At 62.8% G+C, this 19,102-nt stretch carries 21 protein-coding genes; 14 read left to right on the forward strand and 7 right to left on the reverse strand.

Annotation, left to right across the window (positions count from 1 at the left end; all coding sequences use genetic code 11):
- Positions 1-10 precede the first annotated feature (10 nt).
- The 6 genes from ACFLIT_RS16060 to ACFLIT_RS16085 are packed head-to-tail and all read left to right on the forward strand — an operon-like array spanning position 11 to position 4,358.
- Positions 11-964: an SRPBCC family protein gene (locus tag ACFLIT_RS16060; protein WP_479912276.1), complete on the forward strand. Its 954-nt coding sequence runs from the start codon at positions 11-13 to the stop codon at positions 962-964.
- Positions 961-1,419 carry an SRPBCC family protein gene (locus ACFLIT_RS16065; RefSeq protein ID WP_479912277.1) on the forward strand — a complete coding sequence of 153 codons (459 nt, stop codon included), beginning with the start codon at positions 961-963 and terminating at the stop codon, positions 1,417-1,419. Before ACFLIT_RS16060 ends, ACFLIT_RS16065 begins: the two co-directional genes overlap by 4 nt.
- Positions 1,416-2,090 carry a YceI family protein gene (locus ACFLIT_RS16070; RefSeq protein WP_479912278.1) on the forward strand — a complete coding sequence of 225 codons (675 nt, stop codon included), beginning with the start codon at positions 1,416-1,418 and terminating at the stop codon, positions 2,088-2,090. Before ACFLIT_RS16065 ends, ACFLIT_RS16070 begins: the two co-directional genes overlap by 4 nt.
- Positions 2,091-2,127: 37 nt before the next feature.
- Positions 2,128-2,595, forward strand: a complete 468-nt coding sequence (locus ACFLIT_RS16075) for an SRPBCC family protein (RefSeq protein WP_479912279.1) — start codon at positions 2,128-2,130, stop codon at positions 2,593-2,595.
- A gap of 29 nt (positions 2,596-2,624) precedes the next feature.
- Positions 2,625-3,227 (forward strand): glutathione S-transferase family protein, encoded by a 603-nt coding sequence (locus ACFLIT_RS16080; RefSeq protein WP_479912280.1) that lies wholly within the window; start codon positions 2,625-2,627, stop codon positions 3,225-3,227.
- A 57-nt stretch (positions 3,228-3,284) separates the two neighbouring features.
- Entirely contained in the window at positions 3,285-4,358 is a 1,074-nt protein-coding gene (locus ACFLIT_RS16085; protein ID WP_479912281.1) for an acyltransferase family protein, read from the forward strand.
- A gap of 1 nt (position 4,359) precedes the next feature.
- Here the strand turns inward: ACFLIT_RS16085 and ACFLIT_RS16090 are convergent, their stop codons facing one another.
- Positions 4,360-5,766: a Mur ligase family protein gene (locus ACFLIT_RS16090; protein ID WP_479912282.1), complete on the reverse strand. Its 1,407-nt coding sequence runs from the start codon at positions 5,764-5,766 to the stop codon at positions 4,360-4,362.
- Positions 5,767-5,812: 46 nt separating this feature from the next.
- Here ACFLIT_RS16090 and ACFLIT_RS16095 point away from each other — a divergent pair, with 46 nt between their 5' ends.
- A complete protein-coding gene (locus ACFLIT_RS16095; RefSeq protein WP_479912283.1) occupies positions 5,813-6,679 on the forward strand; it encodes an LD-carboxypeptidase in 867 nt (288 codons plus the stop codon).
- A gap of 73 nt (positions 6,680-6,752) precedes the next feature.
- The gene (locus tag ACFLIT_RS16100) at positions 6,753-7,931 is read left to right on the forward strand and encodes a class I SAM-dependent methyltransferase (RefSeq protein ID WP_479912284.1); all 1,179 of its coding nucleotides are present in this window, start codon (positions 6,753-6,755) and stop codon (positions 7,929-7,931) included.
- A 382-nt stretch (positions 7,932-8,313) separates the two neighbouring features.
- Here the strand turns inward: ACFLIT_RS16100 and ACFLIT_RS16105 are convergent, their stop codons facing one another.
- Positions 8,314-9,231, reverse strand: a complete 918-nt coding sequence (locus ACFLIT_RS16105; protein WP_479912285.1) for a hypothetical protein — start codon at positions 9,229-9,231, stop codon at positions 8,314-8,316.
- 287 nt (positions 9,232-9,518) lie between these two features.
- On the opposite strand from ACFLIT_RS16105, the gene ACFLIT_RS16110 reads away from it, so the two are divergent.
- The 5 genes from ACFLIT_RS16110 (at position 9,519) to ACFLIT_RS16130 (ending at position 13,816) form a co-directional block, all read left to right on the forward strand.
- The gene (locus ACFLIT_RS16110; RefSeq protein ID WP_479912286.1) at positions 9,519-10,676 is read left to right on the forward strand and encodes a tyrosine-type recombinase/integrase; all 1,158 of its coding nucleotides are present in this window, start codon (positions 9,519-9,521) and stop codon (positions 10,674-10,676) included.
- Between the two features lie 194 nt (positions 10,677-10,870).
- Entirely contained in the window at positions 10,871-11,095 is a 225-nt protein-coding gene (locus tag ACFLIT_RS16115) for an antitoxin PaaA2 family protein (RefSeq protein ID WP_479912287.1), read from the forward strand.
- A 671-nt stretch (positions 11,096-11,766) separates the two neighbouring features.
- The gene (locus tag ACFLIT_RS16120) at positions 11,767-11,952 is read left to right on the forward strand and encodes a helix-turn-helix transcriptional regulator (RefSeq protein ID WP_479912288.1); all 186 of its coding nucleotides are present in this window, start codon (positions 11,767-11,769) and stop codon (positions 11,950-11,952) included.
- On the forward strand, positions 11,949-12,101 hold the full coding sequence (locus ACFLIT_RS16125; RefSeq protein ID WP_479912289.1) for a hypothetical protein: 153 nt from the start codon (positions 11,949-11,951) through the stop codon (positions 12,099-12,101). Before ACFLIT_RS16120 ends, ACFLIT_RS16125 begins: the two co-directional genes overlap by 4 nt.
- A complete protein-coding gene (locus tag ACFLIT_RS16130) occupies positions 12,098-13,816 on the forward strand; it encodes an AAA family ATPase (protein ID WP_479912290.1) in 1,719 nt (572 codons plus the stop codon). Before ACFLIT_RS16125 ends, ACFLIT_RS16130 begins: the two co-directional genes overlap by 4 nt.
- 24 nt (positions 13,817-13,840) lie before the next feature.
- Here the strand turns inward: ACFLIT_RS16130 and ACFLIT_RS16135 are convergent, their stop codons facing one another.
- Positions 13,841-14,068, reverse strand: coding sequence for a hypothetical protein (locus ACFLIT_RS16135; RefSeq protein WP_479912291.1), 228 nt, complete (start codon positions 14,066-14,068; stop codon positions 13,841-13,843).
- A gap of 39 nt (positions 14,069-14,107) precedes the next feature.
- A complete protein-coding gene (locus tag ACFLIT_RS16140; protein ID WP_479912292.1) occupies positions 14,108-14,320 on the reverse strand; it encodes a hypothetical protein in 213 nt (70 codons plus the stop codon).
- Positions 14,321-14,440: 120 nt separating this feature from the next.
- On the opposite strand from ACFLIT_RS16140, the gene ACFLIT_RS16145 reads away from it, so the two are divergent.
- Complete coding sequence (locus ACFLIT_RS16145) at positions 14,441-15,184, forward strand: hypothetical protein (protein WP_479912293.1); 744 nt, start codon at positions 14,441-14,443, stop codon at positions 15,182-15,184.
- A 214-nt stretch (positions 15,185-15,398) separates the two neighbouring features.
- Here ACFLIT_RS16145 and ACFLIT_RS16150 read toward each other — a convergent pair whose 3' ends face one another.
- From ACFLIT_RS16150 to ACFLIT_RS16160, 3 genes are all read right to left on the reverse strand, one after another.
- Entirely contained in the window at positions 15,399-16,241 is an 843-nt protein-coding gene (locus tag ACFLIT_RS16150; RefSeq protein ID WP_479912294.1) for a restriction endonuclease, read from the reverse strand.
- Positions 16,242-16,266: 25 nt separating this feature from the next.
- Complete coding sequence (locus tag ACFLIT_RS16155) at positions 16,267-17,427, reverse strand: hypothetical protein (protein ID WP_479912295.1); 1,161 nt, start codon at positions 17,425-17,427, stop codon at positions 16,267-16,269.
- A 199-nt stretch (positions 17,428-17,626) separates the two neighbouring features.
- Positions 17,627-19,075, reverse strand: a complete 1,449-nt coding sequence (locus tag ACFLIT_RS16160) for a PIN domain-containing protein (RefSeq protein WP_479912296.1) — start codon at positions 19,073-19,075, stop codon at positions 17,627-17,629.
- Positions 19,076-19,102 lie beyond the last annotated feature (27 nt).

Consider the following 19,102-nt stretch of genomic DNA (forward strand, 5'->3'; position numbering starts at 1 on the left):
GAGAAGCCCGATGGGAAAGACCACCTGCACCTATCCCGACGACGCGCCGCTGATGGTGTTCGAGCGCGAGCTCGACGCCCCGCGCGAACTGGTCTGGCGAGCGCATACCGACCCGGCGATGGTCGCCCAGTGGTGGGGGCCGCGCTATCTGCGCAACGAGGTCCTGGAGTTCGACGTGCGGCCCGGCGGCGCCTGGCGCGTGAACCAGCATGAGCCGAACAGCGCGGTGCATCGCTTCAGCGGCGTCTATTCCACCGTCTCGCCGGTGGAGCGCCTGGACTACACCTTCCGCTACGCGGACTACGACGCCGTGCCGATCACGGTCCGCTTCGAGGACCTTGGACAAGGCCGCACCAAGGTGACCAGCGTCACCGACATGGGCACGTTCGACGCCCGCAAGGGCATGATGGACGCCGGCGCCGAGTCCGGCGGTCGCGAGGGTTACGATCGGCTCGACGTGCTGCTCGGCCAGGCCAAGCTCGTCATCGTCCGACGTCTCGCGGCGCCCCGAGCCCTGGTCTGGAAGGCCTATACCGAGATCGACCGTCTCGCCGCCTGGTGGGGGGCCGTGGGCTTCAAGTGGCTTCGGGGCACGCTGGACCTGCGTCCCGGCGGCCGGTTCCACTACGGCATGTCCGCGCCGGACGGCTCGGAGATGTGGGGCAAGTTCACCTATCAGCAGGTGCGGCCGCAGGACCGTCTGGCCTTCACGGTCGCCTTCTCCGACCGCGAGGGAACGACCCAGCCGGCGGCCTTCGATCCGTCGTTCCCCGATGAGTTCATGAATATCATCACCCTGACGGAGGAGGGCGACGAGACGGTTCTCACCCTCGAAGGCTGGGCGGTCAGCGAAGACCCGGCCGAGCTCGCCGCCTACGCCGCCATGATCCCCAACATGCAGCAGGGCTTCGGCGGGACCTTCGATCAACTCGTGGCCTACCTCGCCAAGGAGCAGGCCCAATGAACGCGCCCCTTCCGACCTTGACCCTTGAGCGGGTGTTCGCCGCACCGCGCGAGCTGGTGTTCCGCGCCTGGGTCGAGCCGCACCGTCTCGCCCAGTGGTGGGGGCCGTACGGCTTCACCGTCGAGGCCTGCAAGATCGAGCCGACGCCGGGTGGCGAGCTTCACATCGAGACCCGGCTGCCGGACGGCCAACTTCATCGCATTGTCGGCCGCTTCACCGAGGTCGAACCGCCGGCCGTGCTCGCCTTCGACGGCGGCGCCGAGACGGAAGAGGGCGGACTGCTGGCCGGCGGCCACACGCGCGTCAGCTTCGACGACGAAGATGGCCGCACCCGTCTGACCGTGGCGGTGACGGTGTTCAACGTCATCTCGGCGTCCGACCTGAAGCAGATGGAGGAGGGGTGGTTGCAAATTCTCGAGAAGCTCGCCGCCAACATTTCGGAGACCCGCGCATGACCCGCCTGATCGTCCTCGCCGCCGCCTCGGCTCTCGCCGTCGCCGCCTGTTCGAAGCCCGCCGAGAAGGCCGCGACGGCCGCCGTGGAGAAGGCCCCCGCGCCGGCCAAGGTCGAAATCCCGGCCGGCGCCTACGCGCTCGACCCATTGCATTCGACCCTGATCGCCCGACTGAACCACCTGTCGTTCTCGCAGTACACGGTGCTGTTCACCAGGTTCGACGCCAAGATGCAGCTCGATCCGGCCAACCTTTCAGCCACCACGCTGGAGGTCAGCATCGACCCGCGCTCGATCGCCCTGCCGGCCCCGCCGACCGGTTTCAAGGACGAGCTGCTGGGCGCCGACTGGCTCGACGCCGGCCGCTTCGCGACGGTCACCTTCAAGTCCACGGCCGTGCAGCCGACCGGACCCGACACGGCGACCATCACCGGCGACCTGACCCTGCGCGGCGTGACCAAGCCGGTCACCCTGCGGGCCAAGTTCAACGGCGGTTATCGCGGCTTCGCCATGGACCCGGCCGCCCGGGCGGGCTTCTCGGCGCAGGGATCGTTCAAGCGCTCCGACTTCGGCATCGCCTACGGCATCCCGGCGCCCGGCAGCACCATGGGCGTCGGCGACGAGGTGCAGATCATCGTCGAGACCGAATTCACCGGTCCCCCGCTTCCGAAGTGATCGCGGCGAAACATCGAAAAATCAGAAGGATAGAGCCATGACCGAACGCGTCGTCCTGCATGGGACCTTCACCATCGAACGCCGCTTCAAGGCGTCGCGCCAGCAGGTGTTCAACGCCTTCGCCGACCAGAACGCCAAGGCCCAGTGGTTCACCGGTCCGCCCGATTGGGACAGTCAGCCCGGCGTCTTCGATTTCCGCGTCGGCGGCATCGAGACCAGCATCGGCGGGCCGAAGGGCGGCTGGACCAGCAAGTTCGTCTGCCGCTACCACGACATCACGCCGGGCGAGCGGATCGTCTACGTCTACGACATGTTCATCGACGAAGCGCCGATGTCGACCTCGCTGGCGATCATCGAGCTGAGGCCGGACGGGGCGGGAACCCACCTCGTGATGACCGAGAGCGCCGCCTACTACGACCAGTTCGCTACCCGCGAGAGCCTGCTCGGCCGCGAACACGGCACCAACGCCCTGTTCGACGCCCTGGCCGCTTCGCTGGGCGGTTGATAGGCTTCCGGAAACGGGAGGCTTCGGCCATGAGCGACGATCTCGTCTTCTACTACAACCCGCGCTCGCGGGCCTCGATGGCGCGGTGGATGCTGGAGGAGGTCGGCGTTCCGTACCGCACGGTGCTGCTCGACCTGGAGAAGGGCGAGCACAAGACACCGGAGTTCTTGGCTCTGAACCCGATGGGCAAGCTGCCCACCATCGTCCACAAGGGGACCGTGGTCACCGAGACGGCCGCGATCTGCGCCTATCTGGCAGACGCCTTTCCGGCGGCGGGCCTGGCGCCCGCCACCGACGACCCGCGGCGCGGGACCTACTATCGCTGGCTGTTCTTCGGCGGCTCGTGCTTCGAACCGGCGATGATCGACGTAATGATGGACCGACCGCCCGTGCGGAAGGGCATGGCCGGTTGGGGCGATTTCGACGACGTGAAGGCCGCGCTTAAGACCGCTCTGGCGACCGGCCCCTATCTGCTGGGCGACCAGTTCACGGCGGCGGACGTCTACATCGGTTCGGAACTGAATTGGTCGATGATGTTCGGCGCGCCGGGCGTCAAGGATGAGCCGGTGTTCACGGCCTACGTCGACCGGCTGAAGGAGCGCGAAGCGTTCAAGCGGGCCAGCGGGGCCTGACGCCGCGACCGCGCGCGTTCTGGACAAATACCGCGCCGCGTCCCAATGGATTCGGCGATGTCCGGCAAGGTCAAGCTTTCCCGCAGGATTGAAGGCCTCGACGGCCTTCGCGCGATCGCCGTGCTGGGGGTTATCGTCACGCATGTGAATGAGCGGTGGCTGCCGGGCGGACAACTGGGCGTCGACCTGTTCTTCGCGCTCTCCGGCTACCTGATCACGCACCTCCTGCTGGAGGAGCATCGCCGGTTCGGCGCCGTCTCGCTCCGCGCGTTCTACCTTCGGCGTTTCCTGCGTTTGACGCCGGCTCTGGCGGTCTTCGCCCTGGTCACCACGGCGCTGTCGTTGTGGCTGGGTGATCCACATGCCTGGGGCGCCCTGGCCGCGACCCTGACCTACACGATGAACTTCGCCATGGCCTTCGAGGTCTTCGGCCGCAGTTCCTACCTCGGCCACGCATGGTCGCTGGCGGTCGAGGAGCAATTCTATCTCTTGTGGCCGCTGCTCCTGACCATCGTGCTGGCGGGGCGTCCGAGCGTGCTCCTGCCGCTGACCCTGATGCTGATCGCCCTTGGGCTGGCGTTGACCTTCGCCTTCCAGAAGATGGGCGTGGACACCTGGCGGCTCTATTTCCTGCCGACCACGCGCATCGCGCCGCTGCTTGTGGGGGCGGCGGGCGCGATCGTGCATCAGCGGGGACTGTCGGCCTGGGCGGCGCGTCTGGCGACGCAACCCCTGCTCGCCGCCGGGGCCCTGGCGCTCATGGGGGCGTGGATGTTCCACAACACCTGGATGGACCGCTGGACCTGGCGCGCCGGCTTGGCTGTCTTCGCGTCCCTGGCCGTGTTCGTGATCGTGCATGTGACCGAGGCGCCGCGCAGCCCTGTCGCCAGGGCGCTCTCGGCGTCGCCGCTCATTTGGATCGGGCGACGGTCCTATGGAATCTATCTGTGGCACTCTCCGGTGCTGTGGATGCTCGCCGTTCGGGTCTCCGACCGCTGGATTCAACTGGCCATCACCCTGGTGGTGACGGCGGCCGTGGCGGAAATGTCGTGGCGCTGGATAGAGCGGCCCGCGCTGCGGTGGAAAGCCCGTTTCGAGCGGGCGGCGTTGTCCACGGCCCCGGCCGCCTGAATTAAGCCCGTGCGGAGGCCAGCTTCACGACCAATTCCGCCGCGAAGTCGCTCAGCGTGTCGTCGCGCGCGCCCATGACCACGATGCGGTCGCCCGGTTTGGCGAGTTCCAGCAGCCGCGCGCCGCAGGCGGCGCGGTCGGGCAGGGCCTGGGCGTGGCGGCCTTCGCAGGCGACGCCCCCGGTGATCGCCTCGCTGCCGACGCTGCGGTCCACCGTGCCGCCGAAATAGACCGGCTCGGGCATCAAGAGCACGTCCTCTGGAGCCATCTTCTCGACGAAGGTCTGGATAAGCGCCTCGCCCATCAGCCGCAGTGGGCCATAGCCGTGCGGCTGGAACATCAGCAGCAGCCGGCCCGGGAAGTCGTGCAGGGTTTCGAGGGTGGCGGCGATCTTGTCCGGGTTGTGTCCGAAGTCGTCGATCACGGTGACGCCGCCGGCCGTCCCCGCCACCTCCATCCGCCGCTTGATGCCGGCGTAGCCGCCGATGTGTCTCGCAGCGTCGGTGAGCGACACCCCGCAGGCGACGGCGGCGGCGATGGCGGCGAGGGCGTTGGCGACGTTGTGGCGGCCCGGCACGGCCAGGCGCACGGCTGCGGTCTGCTCGCCATGCATCACGTCGAAGTCGACGCCGTCGGGCCGTACAGCGATGGCCGCGGCGACGAAGTCGGCGGCGCTGTCGGCCAGGCTGAAGGTCAGCGCCCGGTCGCGCGGCAGGGCGGCGGCCAGGGCGGCCGTCTCGCCGTTGTCGCGGTTCAGCACCGCCGTCTGCGCCTTGGCGGTGAAGGCGCCGAACAGGGCGCGCAACTCCTCCATCGACTTGTGGTCGAGGCTGATATTGGTCACGACGGCCACCGACGGCTGGTAGAGGGCGATGGAGCCGTCGCTTTCGTCCACCTCGCTGACGAACAGGGCGTCGCCGCCGACCAGGGCGCTGGCGAAGGGCGCTTCCGGGGTGGCGAAGTTCTTCATCACCGCGCCGTTCATCACCGTCGGCGCGCGGCCGGCCTGATGCAGAATCCACGCGATCATGCCGGTGGTGGTCGACTTGCCGCTGGTGCCGGCCACGCCGACGCCGGCCTCGGCTGCGTTGAACAGCTTGGCGAGGAGTTGGGCGCGGGTGACGATGGGGGCGCCGACCCGTCGGGCGGCCTGGACGTCCGGGATCGTCTCCTCGACGGCCGCGGACACCACAACCGTCTGGTCGGCGCGGGTCACGCCGCTGCCGTCCTGCGGGTGCAGGGCCACGCCCTGGCGACGCAGGAAGTCGAACTTGGCGGGCGTGCGCCCCTGGTCGAGCGCCCGGTCCGAACCGTCGACCCGCGCGCCCCGCGCCTCAACGATCAGGGCCAACGGGGCCATGCCGCTGCCGCCCACGCCACAGAAGAAATAGCTTTCACCGGTCGTCATGGCGGCGGACCCTAGGTGTGGGAAAGACTCGGGGCAACATCGCAGAATGAGTGACCCCTACAGGATCGGGATCGTCGCCACCGGCGGCCGCATCACGCCGGAGCTGGCGGAGCGCGCCATCGCCCTGTCGCGCCAGGATCTGGGGCTCTCGCGGCCGGTCGAGCTGATCTTCCATCCGCAATGCTTCCTGTCGCACGGCCACTTCGCCGGGTCGGATGAGGCGCGCGCCGACGCCTTCGTCGCGTTCGCCAACGATCCGTCGCTCGACGCCGTCTGGTTCGCCAAGGGCGGCTACGGCGCCGGCCGCATCCTCGACTTCGTATTGCCGCGCCTGGGCGCCGCCGCGCGAGCCAAGCGCTATCTCGGCTATTCCGATGTCGGGGCGCTGTTCGCGGCGCTGTACCGGGAGGGCTTCGAAACCCTGGCGCATGGCCCGATGGTGATCGACCTGACGCGGGAGGGCGGGGAGGCGGCTTTCCGCCGGGCGCTGGCCTGGCTGGTCGACCGGTCGCCCGAGGCGCTGGAGCCCGGCCTCGACGCGACCCCGACGGTCGCCTTCAACCTCGTGGTCTTCAGCCAACTGATCGGCACCCTCTACCAGCCCGACCTGACCGGCCATGTGCTGATGCTGGAGGATGTGGGCGAGTACATGTACCGCATCGACCGCAGCCTGTTTCACCTCGCCTCCAGCCCCAGCCTGGCGGGCCTGGCGGGCCTGCGCATGGGACGCTGCAACTTCGTACCCGATAACGATCCGCCGTTCGGACGCGATGAGGACGACATCGCCCGCGAGTGGTGCGACCGGGCGGGCGTTCCCTATCTCGGCCGCGCCGACATCGGCCACGACGCCGCCAATAAGGTGGTGCCGTTCGGGGCCGCGACCGATTTCGGAAACCGGCGGTCGACTGTCTGATTTGACAGCACGGCGACGCTTGTCGCTCAATCACCACCAAGCGCCCTAAGAGCGGTGGACATCCGGGGGAAGCATGGACGTCTTCGAACGCCTTGCACGACGCGTGCTGCGCGTGGGCGCGGCCACCTTCAACCTGCCCGGCGGGCGCAGCTTCGTTGTCGGCGATCCGGGGGAGGCTGAGCGGCTCGTCGCCGAGATCACGAGCAACGCCTGGCTTTCCCGCATCGTCCGTCGCCCGTCCATGGGCTTGGGCGAGGCCTATATGGAGGGCGGCTTCGTCCTCCATCGCGGCACGATCTACGATCTGCTCGACCTCGTGGGCCGCAACTTCGCCAACCGGTCGGACGCCAAGGTCACCTGGGTGCGGCTGCTGAGCCGCCGGATCGACCAGGCCAACAACCGCATCCGCTCGCGCCGCAACGTCGCCGCCCACTACGACCTGTCGCTACAGCTCTATCGGCTCTTCCTCGACGAGGACCTGCAGTACTCCTGCGCCTACTTCGCCCGACCGGACATGACGCTGGAGGAGGCGCAGATCGAGAAGAAGGCGCGGCTGGCGAAGAAACTGCTGCTGAAGCCTGGGGTGAAGCTGCTCGACATCGGCTGCGGCTGGGGCGGGCTCGGCCTGACGTTGGCGGAAGCCGGCGCCGACGTCGTAGGCGTGACCTTGTCGACCGAGCAGCTGGCCACCGCCAAGGCGCGGGCCGTCGAGCGCGGCCTGGCGAATCGCGCCGAGTTCCGCCTGCAGGACTATCGCGATGTGCCGGAGACCTTCGACCGGGTGGTCTCCGTCGGCATGCTGGAACATGTCGGCCTGCCTCAGATGGACGAATACTTCCAGACCGTCGCGCGCCACCTGGCCGATGACGGCGTGGCGGTGATCCATTCGATCGGCCGCGCCCACGGACCGAACACCACCCAACCCTGGATCGCCCGCTACATCTTTCCCGGCGGCTACATCCCGGCGCTGTCGGAGGTGCTGCCCGCCATCGAGCGGGCGGGGCTGTGGGTCACCGACATCGAGATCCTGCGCCTCCACTACGCCGAGACCCTGAAGGCCTGGGCCGAGCGCTTCGCCGCCCGCCGCGCCGAGGCGGCCGCGCTCTATGACGAGCGGTTCTGCCGGATGTGGGAATTCTACCTGGCGGCCAGCGAGATCGCCTTCCGCTGGGGCGACCACATGAACTTCCAGATTCAGCTGACCAAGCGGCGCGATGTCGTGCCGCTCAACCGCGACTATCTCTGCGGATAAAGTACGGGCGCCTGCGCCGGATCTGTCTTCAAACTGTTCGGGAAACTCGCCACCGGGTGGTGGGTGCAGTAGGATTCGAACCTACGACCCGCTGATTAAGAGCACACCTAAGCATCTGATTATATCGAACTATATCGCCTCATATTGTTGCCCTGGACCCGTAATTATTGATCTCGGACCTGCTGATGTCCCCGCAGATCGTTTCAGGTCCGAGCATATGATTTCGGTCGCCCGATACCCCTCTGATGCCCTCTGGGTAGACTCTCGTGCTGGGTATCAGATCGGTGCGGTTCTTGCGTAAGGCCCGAGCGGGTGGTGCGTGCCTAAGCGGTGCAATCAAAGCGGCAGTCTCGGCGCATCTGACTGGTCACATGATGAAGAGCTAGTTCACGATTCGGCTGCGGGTCAGATGTCCGAGGCTGCGGTTGCGGGAGGTAAGGCGCTGGAGCCTCTTCCTTGCTTCTGGATGTAAGCGGACCTGCTCGGCGTATATGCCCCGCTCGGAGAAGCGCACTGCAACTTGCCCAACTTCAGGGGCGCCGGCATCAGCGAGTTTCTTTAACGCGCTCTCATTGTTGGCTAGCCACGCCTCCAGAGGCCCTTTGGCAGTTTCTCTGACCAGCTTCATCACCTCGTCCAAGCCCTGCAAATATTCGCGGACGAGCGGCAAAATATTGATCTTGCCATTTTTGTCACTCACCCGGTCCAAGACTTCCCGAGCGTGTTCCTTGAATTCTTTTTCCAAAAGGCTTCGGTTGATACCGATCTGAGCGCTATGAACCAGCGCATCCGGACCGTCTGCCTGCTCCTCGCGCCGGAGGCTATAGGTGACACCACTGATGCTGCTGCCGTTGTGCTGGGCGTAGTTCCGCAGGTTGTCCATGAACTTATAGCCCGCGTAGGTGTCGTACGACTTGTTCGTGGCCGAACGAAATTCCTGTTGCGCGATCTGGCCGAAGAGATGCTTCACTTGGCTTGGTGTTTTGTCGAGAAACGCGCGCGCAGTAGTCAGCATGTTGTCCACCAACCGGGTTCCGGTCCGGCGCGCATCATCAAAGTCATGAATGTCGTTGCCGCCGCCCGTCAATAAGGTAGCAACGCCCATTTCTGCCAATGCCAGCTCGAGTGCCCGATAGTTGGCTAGAAGTGAGTCCCACGCCTCCTCGATGCTGAGGTAAACGTCAATCTTCGCGAGATCGCGCTTTAAAGAGCGAAACTCGCCCTCCGAAATCTCTACGTTAGGCGTACGCCCCAGTATCGCGGTGGTGAGTGCAAACTCAGGATAAGAGCGTTCGGACATGCGCCTGTTATCCGCAATCGTTGGCCGCTTGGCCAGGTTCTCACGGGTTCTTAGGAAGGGTACGGCATCACGCGATTACATGAGAGCGCGAAACCAGAGAATGGATCGCGCCGGTTGGTGCGTGTTCTCCGTTGGGGCGTCGGTCGAACGACCCCCCGGTCACTATGACGAGTTAAGCAGGTCGCGTCAGGCCTGACTTTCCTTTTCCGTGTCCTCCACGGCCTGTTTGTTTCTTTGAGATCGCGTCCGCCGTGTGATTATTCGATTGCCATCCGAAAGGGATGGGGATGCGGAAACTACTAACAGATAGGTCGATCGAGGCGCTGAAGCCTCAATCGAAACGTTATGAGGTCCACGACCTTCAGCTTCCCGGACTGACGATGCGCGTAGCGCCGTCCGGACAGAAGACGTTCAACGTCAAATTCCGCTTTGGTGAGAAGCAGCGCCGCCAAACTCTTGGGCCTTATCCGCGCGTCACCCTCGCCATGGCGCGCGAGAAGGCGATGGCCGTCTTGCGCATCGTGGACGAAGGCGTTGATCCAACCGGACTCCGACCGCAGCCAAGTTTCTTCGTCGAAGCGATCTGTGCCGAGTTCATTCGAAGGTACGCACGCCCCCGAAACCGAAGCTGGCGGGAGGCGGAGCGAACCTTTCAACGAGAACTCTTCCCCACGTTGGGTAAGCGGGACATCCGCAAAGTCACCCGGAAGGATATTCGCGCAATCATGGATGATGCGATGGAGCGAGATGCTGGCTACCAGGCCAATCGAATCCTCGCCCACACCCGCAAGTTGTTCAACTGGTGCGTCGAGCACGAGATTGTAGACGCCAATCCTCTCGCAGGAATGACGCGTCCGGGCGTGGAGAAGTCCCGCGACCGCGTGCTGAATGACGCTGAGATCCGGCGACTGCTCACAGCGTGCCGGGACGAGATCTACCCGTTCCGTCAGTTCGTGCCTTTGCTCCTTGCGACCGCTCAACGCCGGGGGGAGCTTTCAGCCATGCGCTGGAGCGAGATCGACCTTGACGCCAAACAATGGGTCATCCCGGCCGAGCGAGCGAAGAACGGCAAGCCCCACGTTGTGCCACTGAACGATTTCGCGCTGGCGATCCTGAAGGAGACGCCGCGCTTCCAAAGCAGCGACTATGTGCTGACGACCACCCGTAAGACGCCGATCAGCGGCTTCGTGAAGATGCAGCGTCGGCTATCCGAGCAGGCCGAAGTCACCGAATGGCGCCTACATGATCTACGTCGGACTGCGGCGTCTGGCATGGCCCGGGCGGCCGTCCCGCCGCATGTGGTTGAGAAGGTGTTGAACCACATCAGCGGGACGATCTCTGGCGTAGCGGCGGTGTATAATCGCTATGGATACGATGCCGAAAAAAGAGATGCGCTCGACAGGTGGGGTACGGTTCTCGAGGCGCTCGATCGCGTTCAGCCTTGAAGCCGGAGTTTTTAGCGAGGCGGGAAGGCGTTATGGTCTGAGCGAAGGCTTCGAATGACGGCGACGCAATTGTCTCGCGTTCCGGACCCCAAAAATCTGATGAGCAGGCGCCATGATGGCTGCTTACAGGCCAAGATTGCGGCCAGCCGAGCGGACCGCAGACCCGGTATTCCTCACAGGACGTGGAACGCCGAATGACTGAGCGTTTAGCTCGCTTGTGTGTGAACCCACAGTGGGAGCGTGAAGCAGTGCAGCCTAAGACCGACGAAAACGGCGGCTACCGTGAGTGGTTGAAGGCTAAGGTTGCCGCTAGCCTAGCGGACGATCGACCGCTAATCGCGCACGATGAGGTTATGGCCGAGATGGACCTTCTCATTGGCCAGATGGAAGCAAGCAGCGTTGGGCGCGCTGGCGAGTGAGCGTTGGACCGCGACTTATTCCGCTCGGTGAAGCTTTTGAACGCTTCGGGCTGACCTTCGTGCCGGGATGGACTGGCGCAGAGCGGGCGGTTGCAGCCCCGGGAATTCCAAAATCCGCGAACCCAAGCGCATGGGCGCGCGCTAGGGCTGCCTTGGCAATAATGCGTGAGTACGCCCGCGATGGCCGCCTCGGGGTCATAATGTATGGCCCGCGAGACGGCACCCGCAGGCGCTTTTTCCAAGAAGCTTCGTACGAACTGAATGCGTTGCTCTTGCCGCCAGGAGTTGATGCAGGCGGATTCATCGAACTTTCTGACGGAACTATGTTGGAATGCGAAGCCGACATTTCCGGCCTCAACTTGCGCCAATTGCCGAAGCGTCTGCCCGGTCCGAAGCCAAGATTTGTTTGGCTTGACGCCCTTTGTGACGAAGCTCTCGCCGTGGTTGGTCCCCGGGCCGCCAACAGCGAGGTTTGGTCCCGAATAAAAAGCCACAACGATCACGCATGGCCAAAGTCCAAAACCACAGTGAACAACGCGATCAACGCCGCGCGCGAGCGGTATCAAAGTCGCAGCGGCCAGAGTTCTAACTCTGGCTAGTCGTTGGCTGGCGGCTTGTGGACGCTCCAGGGCTTCCCTTTAATTTCACGAGCCTTCGCAAAGGAGGCTCACATGCAAATTCTCTACGACCGTGCCGATCTACGTCGGCGCGGAATTAAGCTCAGCAATTCAAGTCTCATTAGGCTGGAGGCGGCGGGCCGATTTCCAAAGCGCGTTCGCGTCGGCGCCCATACCGTGGCGTGGATCGCAGCGGAGATCGAAGGCCACATCGTAGCCCTCGCAGAGGTGCGTCGATGAAAACCACGTTCGTCATGCGTCAGATTACCGATCCTGCCACCGGACGGGGGAAGTGGGTCAAGGTCATCGCGAAGTTCCGAAACAGGCGCCACCTTGGCGCCATTCTTAGGGATATCGACAAGCGCTTTCCTCGCGAGGAGGGCCAATGACCCAGCAGCGGCTTTCCCAGAAGGCCGAGCGGAAGATGGCCGCCGCTAAGGCTGCCATCGATGCTGGCATGGGCGTTATCGCCCTGGAGCCACGGTCAAAGCGTCCAGATACCCGCTATTGCCCAAATGGCAGCAAAAGCGCGACGCGCAAGCTAGCACAAGTAAAGCGTTGGCTGCGCGAAACTCCTGACATCAACCTCGGAGGCGTTGTTCTCGGCACCTCCCTGCTAGCCATTGATGTCGATGGACCGGAGGGAGAATCGGCTCTGGCGACGTTCGGGGCCTTGCCGCCCACGCGCGAGACCCGAACCCGCGACGGAAGGCATCTTTTCTTCGACCATGGTGGGAGGGTGAAGGGCTCTCGCATCAACCTTTCGCCCAAGCTCGACGTGATTGCGTCGGGCTACTTGGTGCTGCCCGGAAGCGTTCATCCCGAAGGTGGGCGCTACAAGTCGAAAAATTTCGACGTGCCCATCGCTGCCCTACCGCGCGCGGCCATATTGGCGATCAACAAAAGGGGGAAAGAGGAGGCGGCTGCGAAAGGAGGGGGCGGCATCCCGAAGGGCGGCCGCGACAATCGGCTGACCAGCCTAGCTGGGTCTTTTCGGCGTCAGGGTTTTGGTTCTGAAATCATTCAGACGGCCCTAGCGGCGGTGAATGAAGCTCACTGCCGCCCACCTCTTTCGGGCGGCGACATCGAGAAAATCGTCCGCAGCATCGCCAAATACGAGCCCGCTGATGAGGGCCTATTCAAGTCGATGGCGAAAGTCACGCCTCGAGACGTCGACTTCCTGTGGGATCCTTACTTCGTACGCGGTGCGGTCAACCTGCTGGAGGGCGATCCCAACGTCGGCAAGACCTTCTTGCTGTGCGAGATCGCGGCAGCTGTTTCCGCTGGTCGCGACCTGCCAGGGCAAACGGCGTCTAAGTCGAGACGGGTGCTGTTCCTTAGCGCCGAAGACGACCCTGAGACGACTCTCGTGCGCCGATTGATGCGCATGAAGGCGGACCTAAGCCAAATCTCTTTCGCGACCAAATTTTTCAGACTCGAAGAGGAGGCCCTAGGATGGATCGAGAAGCACGTCGATGACAATGGGGTTGAGGTGGTCATCATGGACCCGCTGCTCGCCTACATGCAGGGCGGCATCGACATGAACAAGGCCAACGAGACCCGACCATTCATGGCGCGCCTAAGCGAGATGGCGAAAGCCAAAGGCGTCACCGTCATTGCTCTGCGACACTTGACGAAAGGCGACAAGGACAAGGCCATTTTCCGGGGGCTCGGTTCGATTGACATCACGGCCGCGGCGCGCTCTGCGGTGTTGATCGGCGAACACCCAGAAGACCCAGCATTGCGGGCTCTGGTGCACATCAAGCACAACCTGTCCGAACGGGGGCCAACGCTGCTCTACGAGTTAGCCGGGGGCGACAAGGCAAGTCGCCGCCTGCCGAAGGTCACATGGCGTGGGGAGTGTGATCTGGGACCGGATGACTTCACCCGGCCTCCCGCTAAACCCGGTCGCCCCGACACAGCGATCAACGACGCGAAGGACTTCCTACGGCGGGAACTCGCCGGCGGCGCGGTCGAGATTAAGGCGGTGTTGGCGGTGGGCGAGAAGCGGTCGTTTTCTGAACGGACCCTCAGGCGCGCTGCACGCGAGCTAAAGGTGCAGAAGGTGAAGCGCACTTGGAAACTGGCCAAAAAGTCCCCGTAGGGAGGTTCTGGCCAGTTTGGGCGGTCATTGCCCTGAAAGGGCGGCGGTCAGGGCCTTGCGGGCTTCTGTCAGGGCCTTCGACCCTGCCGTCCATTCCCAGGGCTGACGCATCGCGCGATCCTTGCCTAGGGTCGGAAATTCAGCCTTGCGCTTAGCTGCCAGCCTGAGGGCCATGCGCGCTTCGCGCGGATCGACTTTCAGCTCCTGGCAAAGTTCCTTGAGCGTGATTGTTTTGGTCGGTGTCTCGGTCATGGCGACCGTCTCCTGGGATCTAGGGGCGGCTGCTATGACTCAGTCTAGCAACGGAACGTCGAAGACACGGTCGGGGCCGACGAAGACGTAGCGGTCGTCGTCACTCCCGATTTCGAACGTGTAGGTGACGCCATCGATTTCGAGGTGGATCACTTCGTTGTCGAAGTCTTGGGTGACGCCGACGTCCGCGCCAGGGAAAAGCGCCTGGGCGTGGCGGGTCAAGTGTCGGCGTTCAAGTTCGGACGTGGTCATGGTGGCCGTCTGGTTGGTGACCACAATCTATTAAGAGGACGCTGGAGACCTCGTCAGGGTAAATCCTAGAGCAATCTGGGAATTAAATCGGCGGTAGGGGTAGCTATGAGTTCAGAGTGGGTGGCGGACATCACCGCCAACGATTGGCGTCTGGATAATCTGGCGTATCGCAGCACGGGTTACGACGTGCGGGTTTGGGTCGAGGAAGAGGACTCCTCACCGCGATTTTATTTCTGGGCTTCTCCCCACCTGGACGTGTCCGACGATGTGAAGGTCGTGCAGAACCGGGCCGCCGCTCTCAGGGCTTTGTGGAACGGCGTGCTCTTTGTTCACTACAAGGACTACACGCCGCTTCGACTGTCGGTTCTGCGTAGAGACAGGGGCCGGATTGCGGACTTCGAGCTAGGAGACCCCAATTCCGAGCCATTCGCTCCAGAGGTGCTGTCTAGAAGCCGCATTCAGCTATCACGGTGGGAAAATCCGCTAGAAGACAATGTTGAGCTTTGCATGGCGTTGGCGCGTCATGACGTAGGCGCACGGCATCGGCTACAGGCATTGGGGATCGCCGGGGTGACTATGCCGACGCTGTTTCTTCTGCACGAAGACATGGCCAAGATCGGAAAATGGACCAACGATGAAATCGACAAGTACGGCGAGGCTAGCGTGCCTGTCGCGCAGCGTTTCCAGGCCACGGTCAATAATCCCACAGACAGCGGTCCTCAGTCGCGGCATGGGGGGCCTGGCACCCCGCCATCGAAAGCAGCCCCGGCCACGCTTGCGGAGGCTCGCCCGGTAATCTTAAGAGCCTACGGTCGCTATCTACTCAGGCGAGCTGACGAAATCGGATTGGCGAGCTTAGTCTAAATTCCGACCGACGAGATCGGACAGGCGGTTACGCCGATTTACTGATTTAGAACCTGGGTGCCAATGTGGGCAGCAGCTTTGGGCCCAACTACCCTAGGCGGTTTTGCCGGCGTTTCATTCTTTCAGCGACCTTAGGCGGAGCACTCAGAGTCGTGAAGGCGAGAGGGGCGGGCGGGGGGGCGTCCCCAATGCAGCAATGTGCTCTCCAATAAGGTCAGGACGGAGACAGCCATTCTGCGAAGGCGGCATGATCGAAGACTGGGCCACTCCCATCGTCACGCATTCCAACGCCCTTTTCCGCTAAGAACACCGCCAACTGTTCGCCTGAGCGTATCACGATCCCTGCGGCTGACGCTAATCGCACCGCACCAGACGATACAGATCCAGTGGTCAAAAGCAGGGTTACGATCGAGGAATGAGACCGAAGGTCGATCCGATCGAAAAGGTCGACCTTGTCCCGAGAAAAAGCTCCGGCTTTGGCTAGTGCCACGGCCCCTGCGATCTCACGGACCACATTGGGTCCGATCGTTCGCGTGGGGTAGTGCTTCGCCTGCCCAATAAAGCCGAGCCGGATGTCCCGAGCCAGTTTCAGAAAAGGCAGAGGGTGATCTGTCAGCTGACCGAGGTTCAGCTCCCCGAAAAAATCGATCCCTTCATCGCCGCTGCTAGGCGTGACCTCCGCAGTAGTCGCACCCAGTTCCGTGAGGACCTTCACCCCGAAGTGCTCAAACTCATTAAAGGTGAGCGACCGCATCGCGGCGAGCAACATGGCGGCCTGTTGGCGTCGCCTCTTCAGAAACGTGACGGCTTCGCTGTCGCTGCTCAGCCGATGGCACCCCCCCGCAACTATATCAAACGCGCCGCCCAACAGCACAAGGCGCGGGACAATGCCCTGAGCGTCGCATTCGGCCAGGCGCTGGCTAATGAGCTGAGAAACGCGAGGAGTTAGCTGCTCCGCGCGCTCCGCAGCTACAATGGATGCAGCGCCGAACGTGTCGGAAAGTTCGATCTCAATAGCCTCAACCAGCCGTCGAGGTTCACCCTCGGGCCAAAACACTTCTTCGAGTCTGTCGACTACTTGTTTAGGCGTCACGGGGAGGCATGAAAGCGCGAACCTTGTCCACGACAGACACCAGATCCGCCCATATCTGCTTGGCGCGATCGTCCGGACTTAGCCAGGCATCAATGCTCGGTTGCCTCAGGGCTTGCAGGGCGACGCCTAAGGCATGTTCGAGAATACCTGTTTCGTCTTCGGGGGTTTCAGCCGCTGCGGCGCGGACGGCGTCTTCAAGACTACGCTCGGGGTCGCTTAGGATCTTCAGTGGAACAGGTTTATCGACGATATCCTTTAGCTGCCGGATGTGCCGATTGGCGTTCTGTAGCTTTGGCGGACGGACTTCTCCATCGACCTCTCGAGGGCTCAGAAGTTCATAGAACACGCGCCGAGCTTCTGCATCTTCTGAGCGATATGTGGTGTCAGAATATTTCAACCATTCACGCACCTTGGGTTGTGAAACGGCCTCGTGGAAGAAGGCGTAAAGCTTAGGTTCGGCATATTCGGAGAACTCTTCGTCCTCTTCCATTTGCTCTAGGGCTTTCGATGCGCGGTAGCGCCTGGCTACTTCTCGAGAGCTAATGCCAATACGTTGAGCGACTGGCCCGAACGCACCTTCTTCATTGTCGTACATTTCCACTACAAGGCGGGCTTGCTGGTAGGGGCCCCATTCCCGGATCCCCGCTACGTGGCGTATCGCCATAAGCGTCTTCTGATACTTGGCCCGTTCAGTGTCAGTGCCCGTGATCTCGATCACCTTAATCGTACGGAGGGTCTCAAGAATTTCGGGCTTTAAGTCGCGAGCACCACCCTGATGGTCACGTAGCAATGTCTTGATCGCGGCAGCACGACGGTTTCCTTCGACAACAACGTACATACGCTTGGTTGCCGACGGCTGGTTATCTCCGTTCGATTGGTCGGCCTCGGCCAACTTCGGAAGCTCTACGGGGTATGCTTCCACAACGATCTGCTCGAACGGGACGAAGCCATTCGAGACAATCGATTCTCTTAGGGCGCCGAGATCAAACGCCTGGGTTTCTTGGAGAAATTGGAGGGCGCGCTCTTGCACACCCGCCTCGGCAAAGCGGGCGCGAGTTACCTGTCGATAGCCGGGAAGGTCGTGGAATCGATAGTTATTGGGGTCTAGAAGGAGTTGATCCGGACTCAACTCTAGCGCTTCGATTTGCACGTTGGGCCATCCTAGTTGAGGCGTCACATTACCGAGGCTGACCTGGCTGTGAAAGCCAGTTCTGGGTCAATCAGGCGCGGCGTGCCGGAGTAGCTGCGAGGCGGAGAAGACCATGTTCCCTGCCCAGACTATTCATTGCGGTGCCGGAGCTGAGACAAAGCGGTTCACGGATCCGCTGATTTAAGAAGATAGACGTTCGCTAACTTCCCCCACCGGTCACCTGAGCGATGATCTTGGCAAGCGGCGGCTCTAGCGCGGCAAGCGCAACCTTGTCGTCCCACGCCGCTTCTCGATCGGCAAATTCGAGCGGAAGCTCAATCTCCAGAGGCTCGCTCAGATTGGAGCCATGGAGGTCGATGATGAGCTTGCCGTCTAGCGGCGCAGCCTCGTGGGGCCACAACCAAATGACATCTTCATGTCGCCGCTTCGCCCGGAATTCTTCGCACCCATATCTGCCTCGTGTGCTCTCGTATCGCGGCCGGTCGATCCAGTAGAAGCCAGTCGGATCGCGAGTCGTCGCCGGCTGATGCACGAGATGCCGAAACTGCCGGCTGACATCGTCGGCCTTCGCCGCCCGATCACGCTGGTCCTGTTGGAAAGGTGTCAGCGGAGGGCCGGGCAGCATGACCGGAAACGGCGCGATGTCATCGACGTCCTTCTGATCGGCGAGCACTTGCCAACCATCCGACACCGCGAAGTCGATTGTTAGCCGCTCGACGGTCACTGCGCCCACATTCTCGAACCATAACATAGCGCTGGCGAACCGGGTTCTGTTGGCGATGCGCTTCGGGAGCTCGTCGAAGAATGATGCTAAGCCGTCAGCCCAATTCGCCCACTTCTTGACGTAGCGGTGGTAGTCGTCCTCGCCGAACCGGCCTAACGTGTCGTCGTCGCCGATATAGAAGCGGCTTCCCATCTTCATCGTGGCGGTGGCGTGGGGCCATTGCACGCGGCATAACGCGACGGCAGCCGCGATCATCTCGCTCGACAAGGCCGGAACGATCAGACGTTCGGTCCTAAGGCTTGTCAGAGGCGCTTCCGCGCTTCCCCATCCCGCCACGACTTGCGGATAGCGTGCCTTAAGCAGCTCATTTTCGCGCTGCAACTTTTGTATTTGCTTGCGGTCGTCGTCGAGCGTGTCCGGCAGTAGCCATCCATCGGGGACGCTTTTGGCCACAAGTCCTAGCCGCCGCGCTGCCAGACGAGGCCCGCTATCATGCGAGAGGAGGGCCTTTGGAACGTCGGATATTAGATCGACCGCCTGGGCTACTAAGTGGTCGTCAGGCCGCGATGCGTCGAGTCTTGGATGTTTGCCCCACTCGGTAGCTGCGATTTCTGGAAGATTGAGCGCGACCACGAGCGGGCCTTCTCGTAGTACGACGCGCATCGGATTGGCCTCAGATGCCTCGTCGATCAACTTGATGGCCGTCCTTGCGCGATTGCGGATTCGATCCTTGGGATCGACCTTCTTTTTGTCGAGCTCAGCCACAACGGAGGGCGTGACCATGATCTCGACCCGGTTCACACCCGGAAATAGGTCGCGCCAGGCAAGATCCTTTAGATCGCGGAGCTGAAGGAAGCAGTTGCAATCGACGATCACCGCGATCGTGCCTGTCGCGGACACGGGAGGTGAAGAACTGTCGGTCATGGCGCTACGCTCGTGGTTCGCATCTTG

This window comes from Caulobacter sp. HJHS_5 (assembly GCF_056683955.1).

Bases quoted from the DNA above. Each gene is read 5' to 3' on its own strand.
- ACFLIT_RS16060 (WP_479912276.1), top strand. From the start codon at position 11: ATGGGAAAGACCACCTGCACCTATCCCGACGACGCGCCGCTGATGGTG.
- ACFLIT_RS16065 (WP_479912277.1), top strand. From the start codon at position 961: ATGAACGCGCCCCTTCCGACCTTGACCCTTGAGCGGGTGTTCGCCGCA.
- ACFLIT_RS16070 (WP_479912278.1), top strand. From the start codon at position 1,416: ATGACCCGCCTGATCGTCCTCGCCGCCGCCTCGGCTCTCGCCGTCGCC.
- ACFLIT_RS16075 (WP_479912279.1), top strand. From the start codon at position 2,128: ATGACCGAACGCGTCGTCCTGCATGGGACCTTCACCATCGAACGCCGC.
- ACFLIT_RS16080 (WP_479912280.1), top strand. From the start codon at position 2,625: ATGAGCGACGATCTCGTCTTCTACTACAACCCGCGCTCGCGGGCCTCG.
- ACFLIT_RS16085 (WP_479912281.1), top strand. From the start codon at position 3,285: ATGTCCGGCAAGGTCAAGCTTTCCCGCAGGATTGAAGGCCTCGACGGC.
- ACFLIT_RS16090 (WP_479912282.1), bottom strand. From the start codon at position 5,766: ATGACGACCGGTGAAAGCTATTTCTTCTGTGGCGTGGGCGGCAGCGGC.
- ACFLIT_RS16095 (WP_479912283.1), top strand. From the start codon at position 5,813: ATGAGTGACCCCTACAGGATCGGGATCGTCGCCACCGGCGGCCGCATC.
- ACFLIT_RS16100 (WP_479912284.1), top strand. From the start codon at position 6,753: ATGGACGTCTTCGAACGCCTTGCACGACGCGTGCTGCGCGTGGGCGCG.
- ACFLIT_RS16105 (WP_479912285.1), bottom strand. From the start codon at position 9,231: ATGTCCGAACGCTCTTATCCTGAGTTTGCACTCACCACCGCGATACTG.
- ACFLIT_RS16110 (WP_479912286.1), top strand. From the start codon at position 9,519: ATGCGGAAACTACTAACAGATAGGTCGATCGAGGCGCTGAAGCCTCAA.
- ACFLIT_RS16115 (WP_479912287.1), top strand. From the start codon at position 10,871: ATGACTGAGCGTTTAGCTCGCTTGTGTGTGAACCCACAGTGGGAGCGT.
- ACFLIT_RS16120 (WP_479912288.1), top strand. From the start codon at position 11,767: ATGCAAATTCTCTACGACCGTGCCGATCTACGTCGGCGCGGAATTAAG.
- ACFLIT_RS16125 (WP_479912289.1), top strand. From the start codon at position 11,949: ATGAAAACCACGTTCGTCATGCGTCAGATTACCGATCCTGCCACCGGA.
- ACFLIT_RS16130 (WP_479912290.1), top strand. From the start codon at position 12,098: ATGACCCAGCAGCGGCTTTCCCAGAAGGCCGAGCGGAAGATGGCCGCC.
- ACFLIT_RS16135 (WP_479912291.1), bottom strand. From the start codon at position 14,068: ATGACCGAGACACCGACCAAAACAATCACGCTCAAGGAACTTTGCCAG.
- ACFLIT_RS16140 (WP_479912292.1), bottom strand. From the start codon at position 14,320: ATGACCACGTCCGAACTTGAACGCCGACACTTGACCCGCCACGCCCAG.
- ACFLIT_RS16160 (WP_479912296.1), bottom strand. From the start codon at position 19,075: ATGACCGACAGTTCTTCACCTCCCGTGTCCGCGACAGGCACGATCGCG.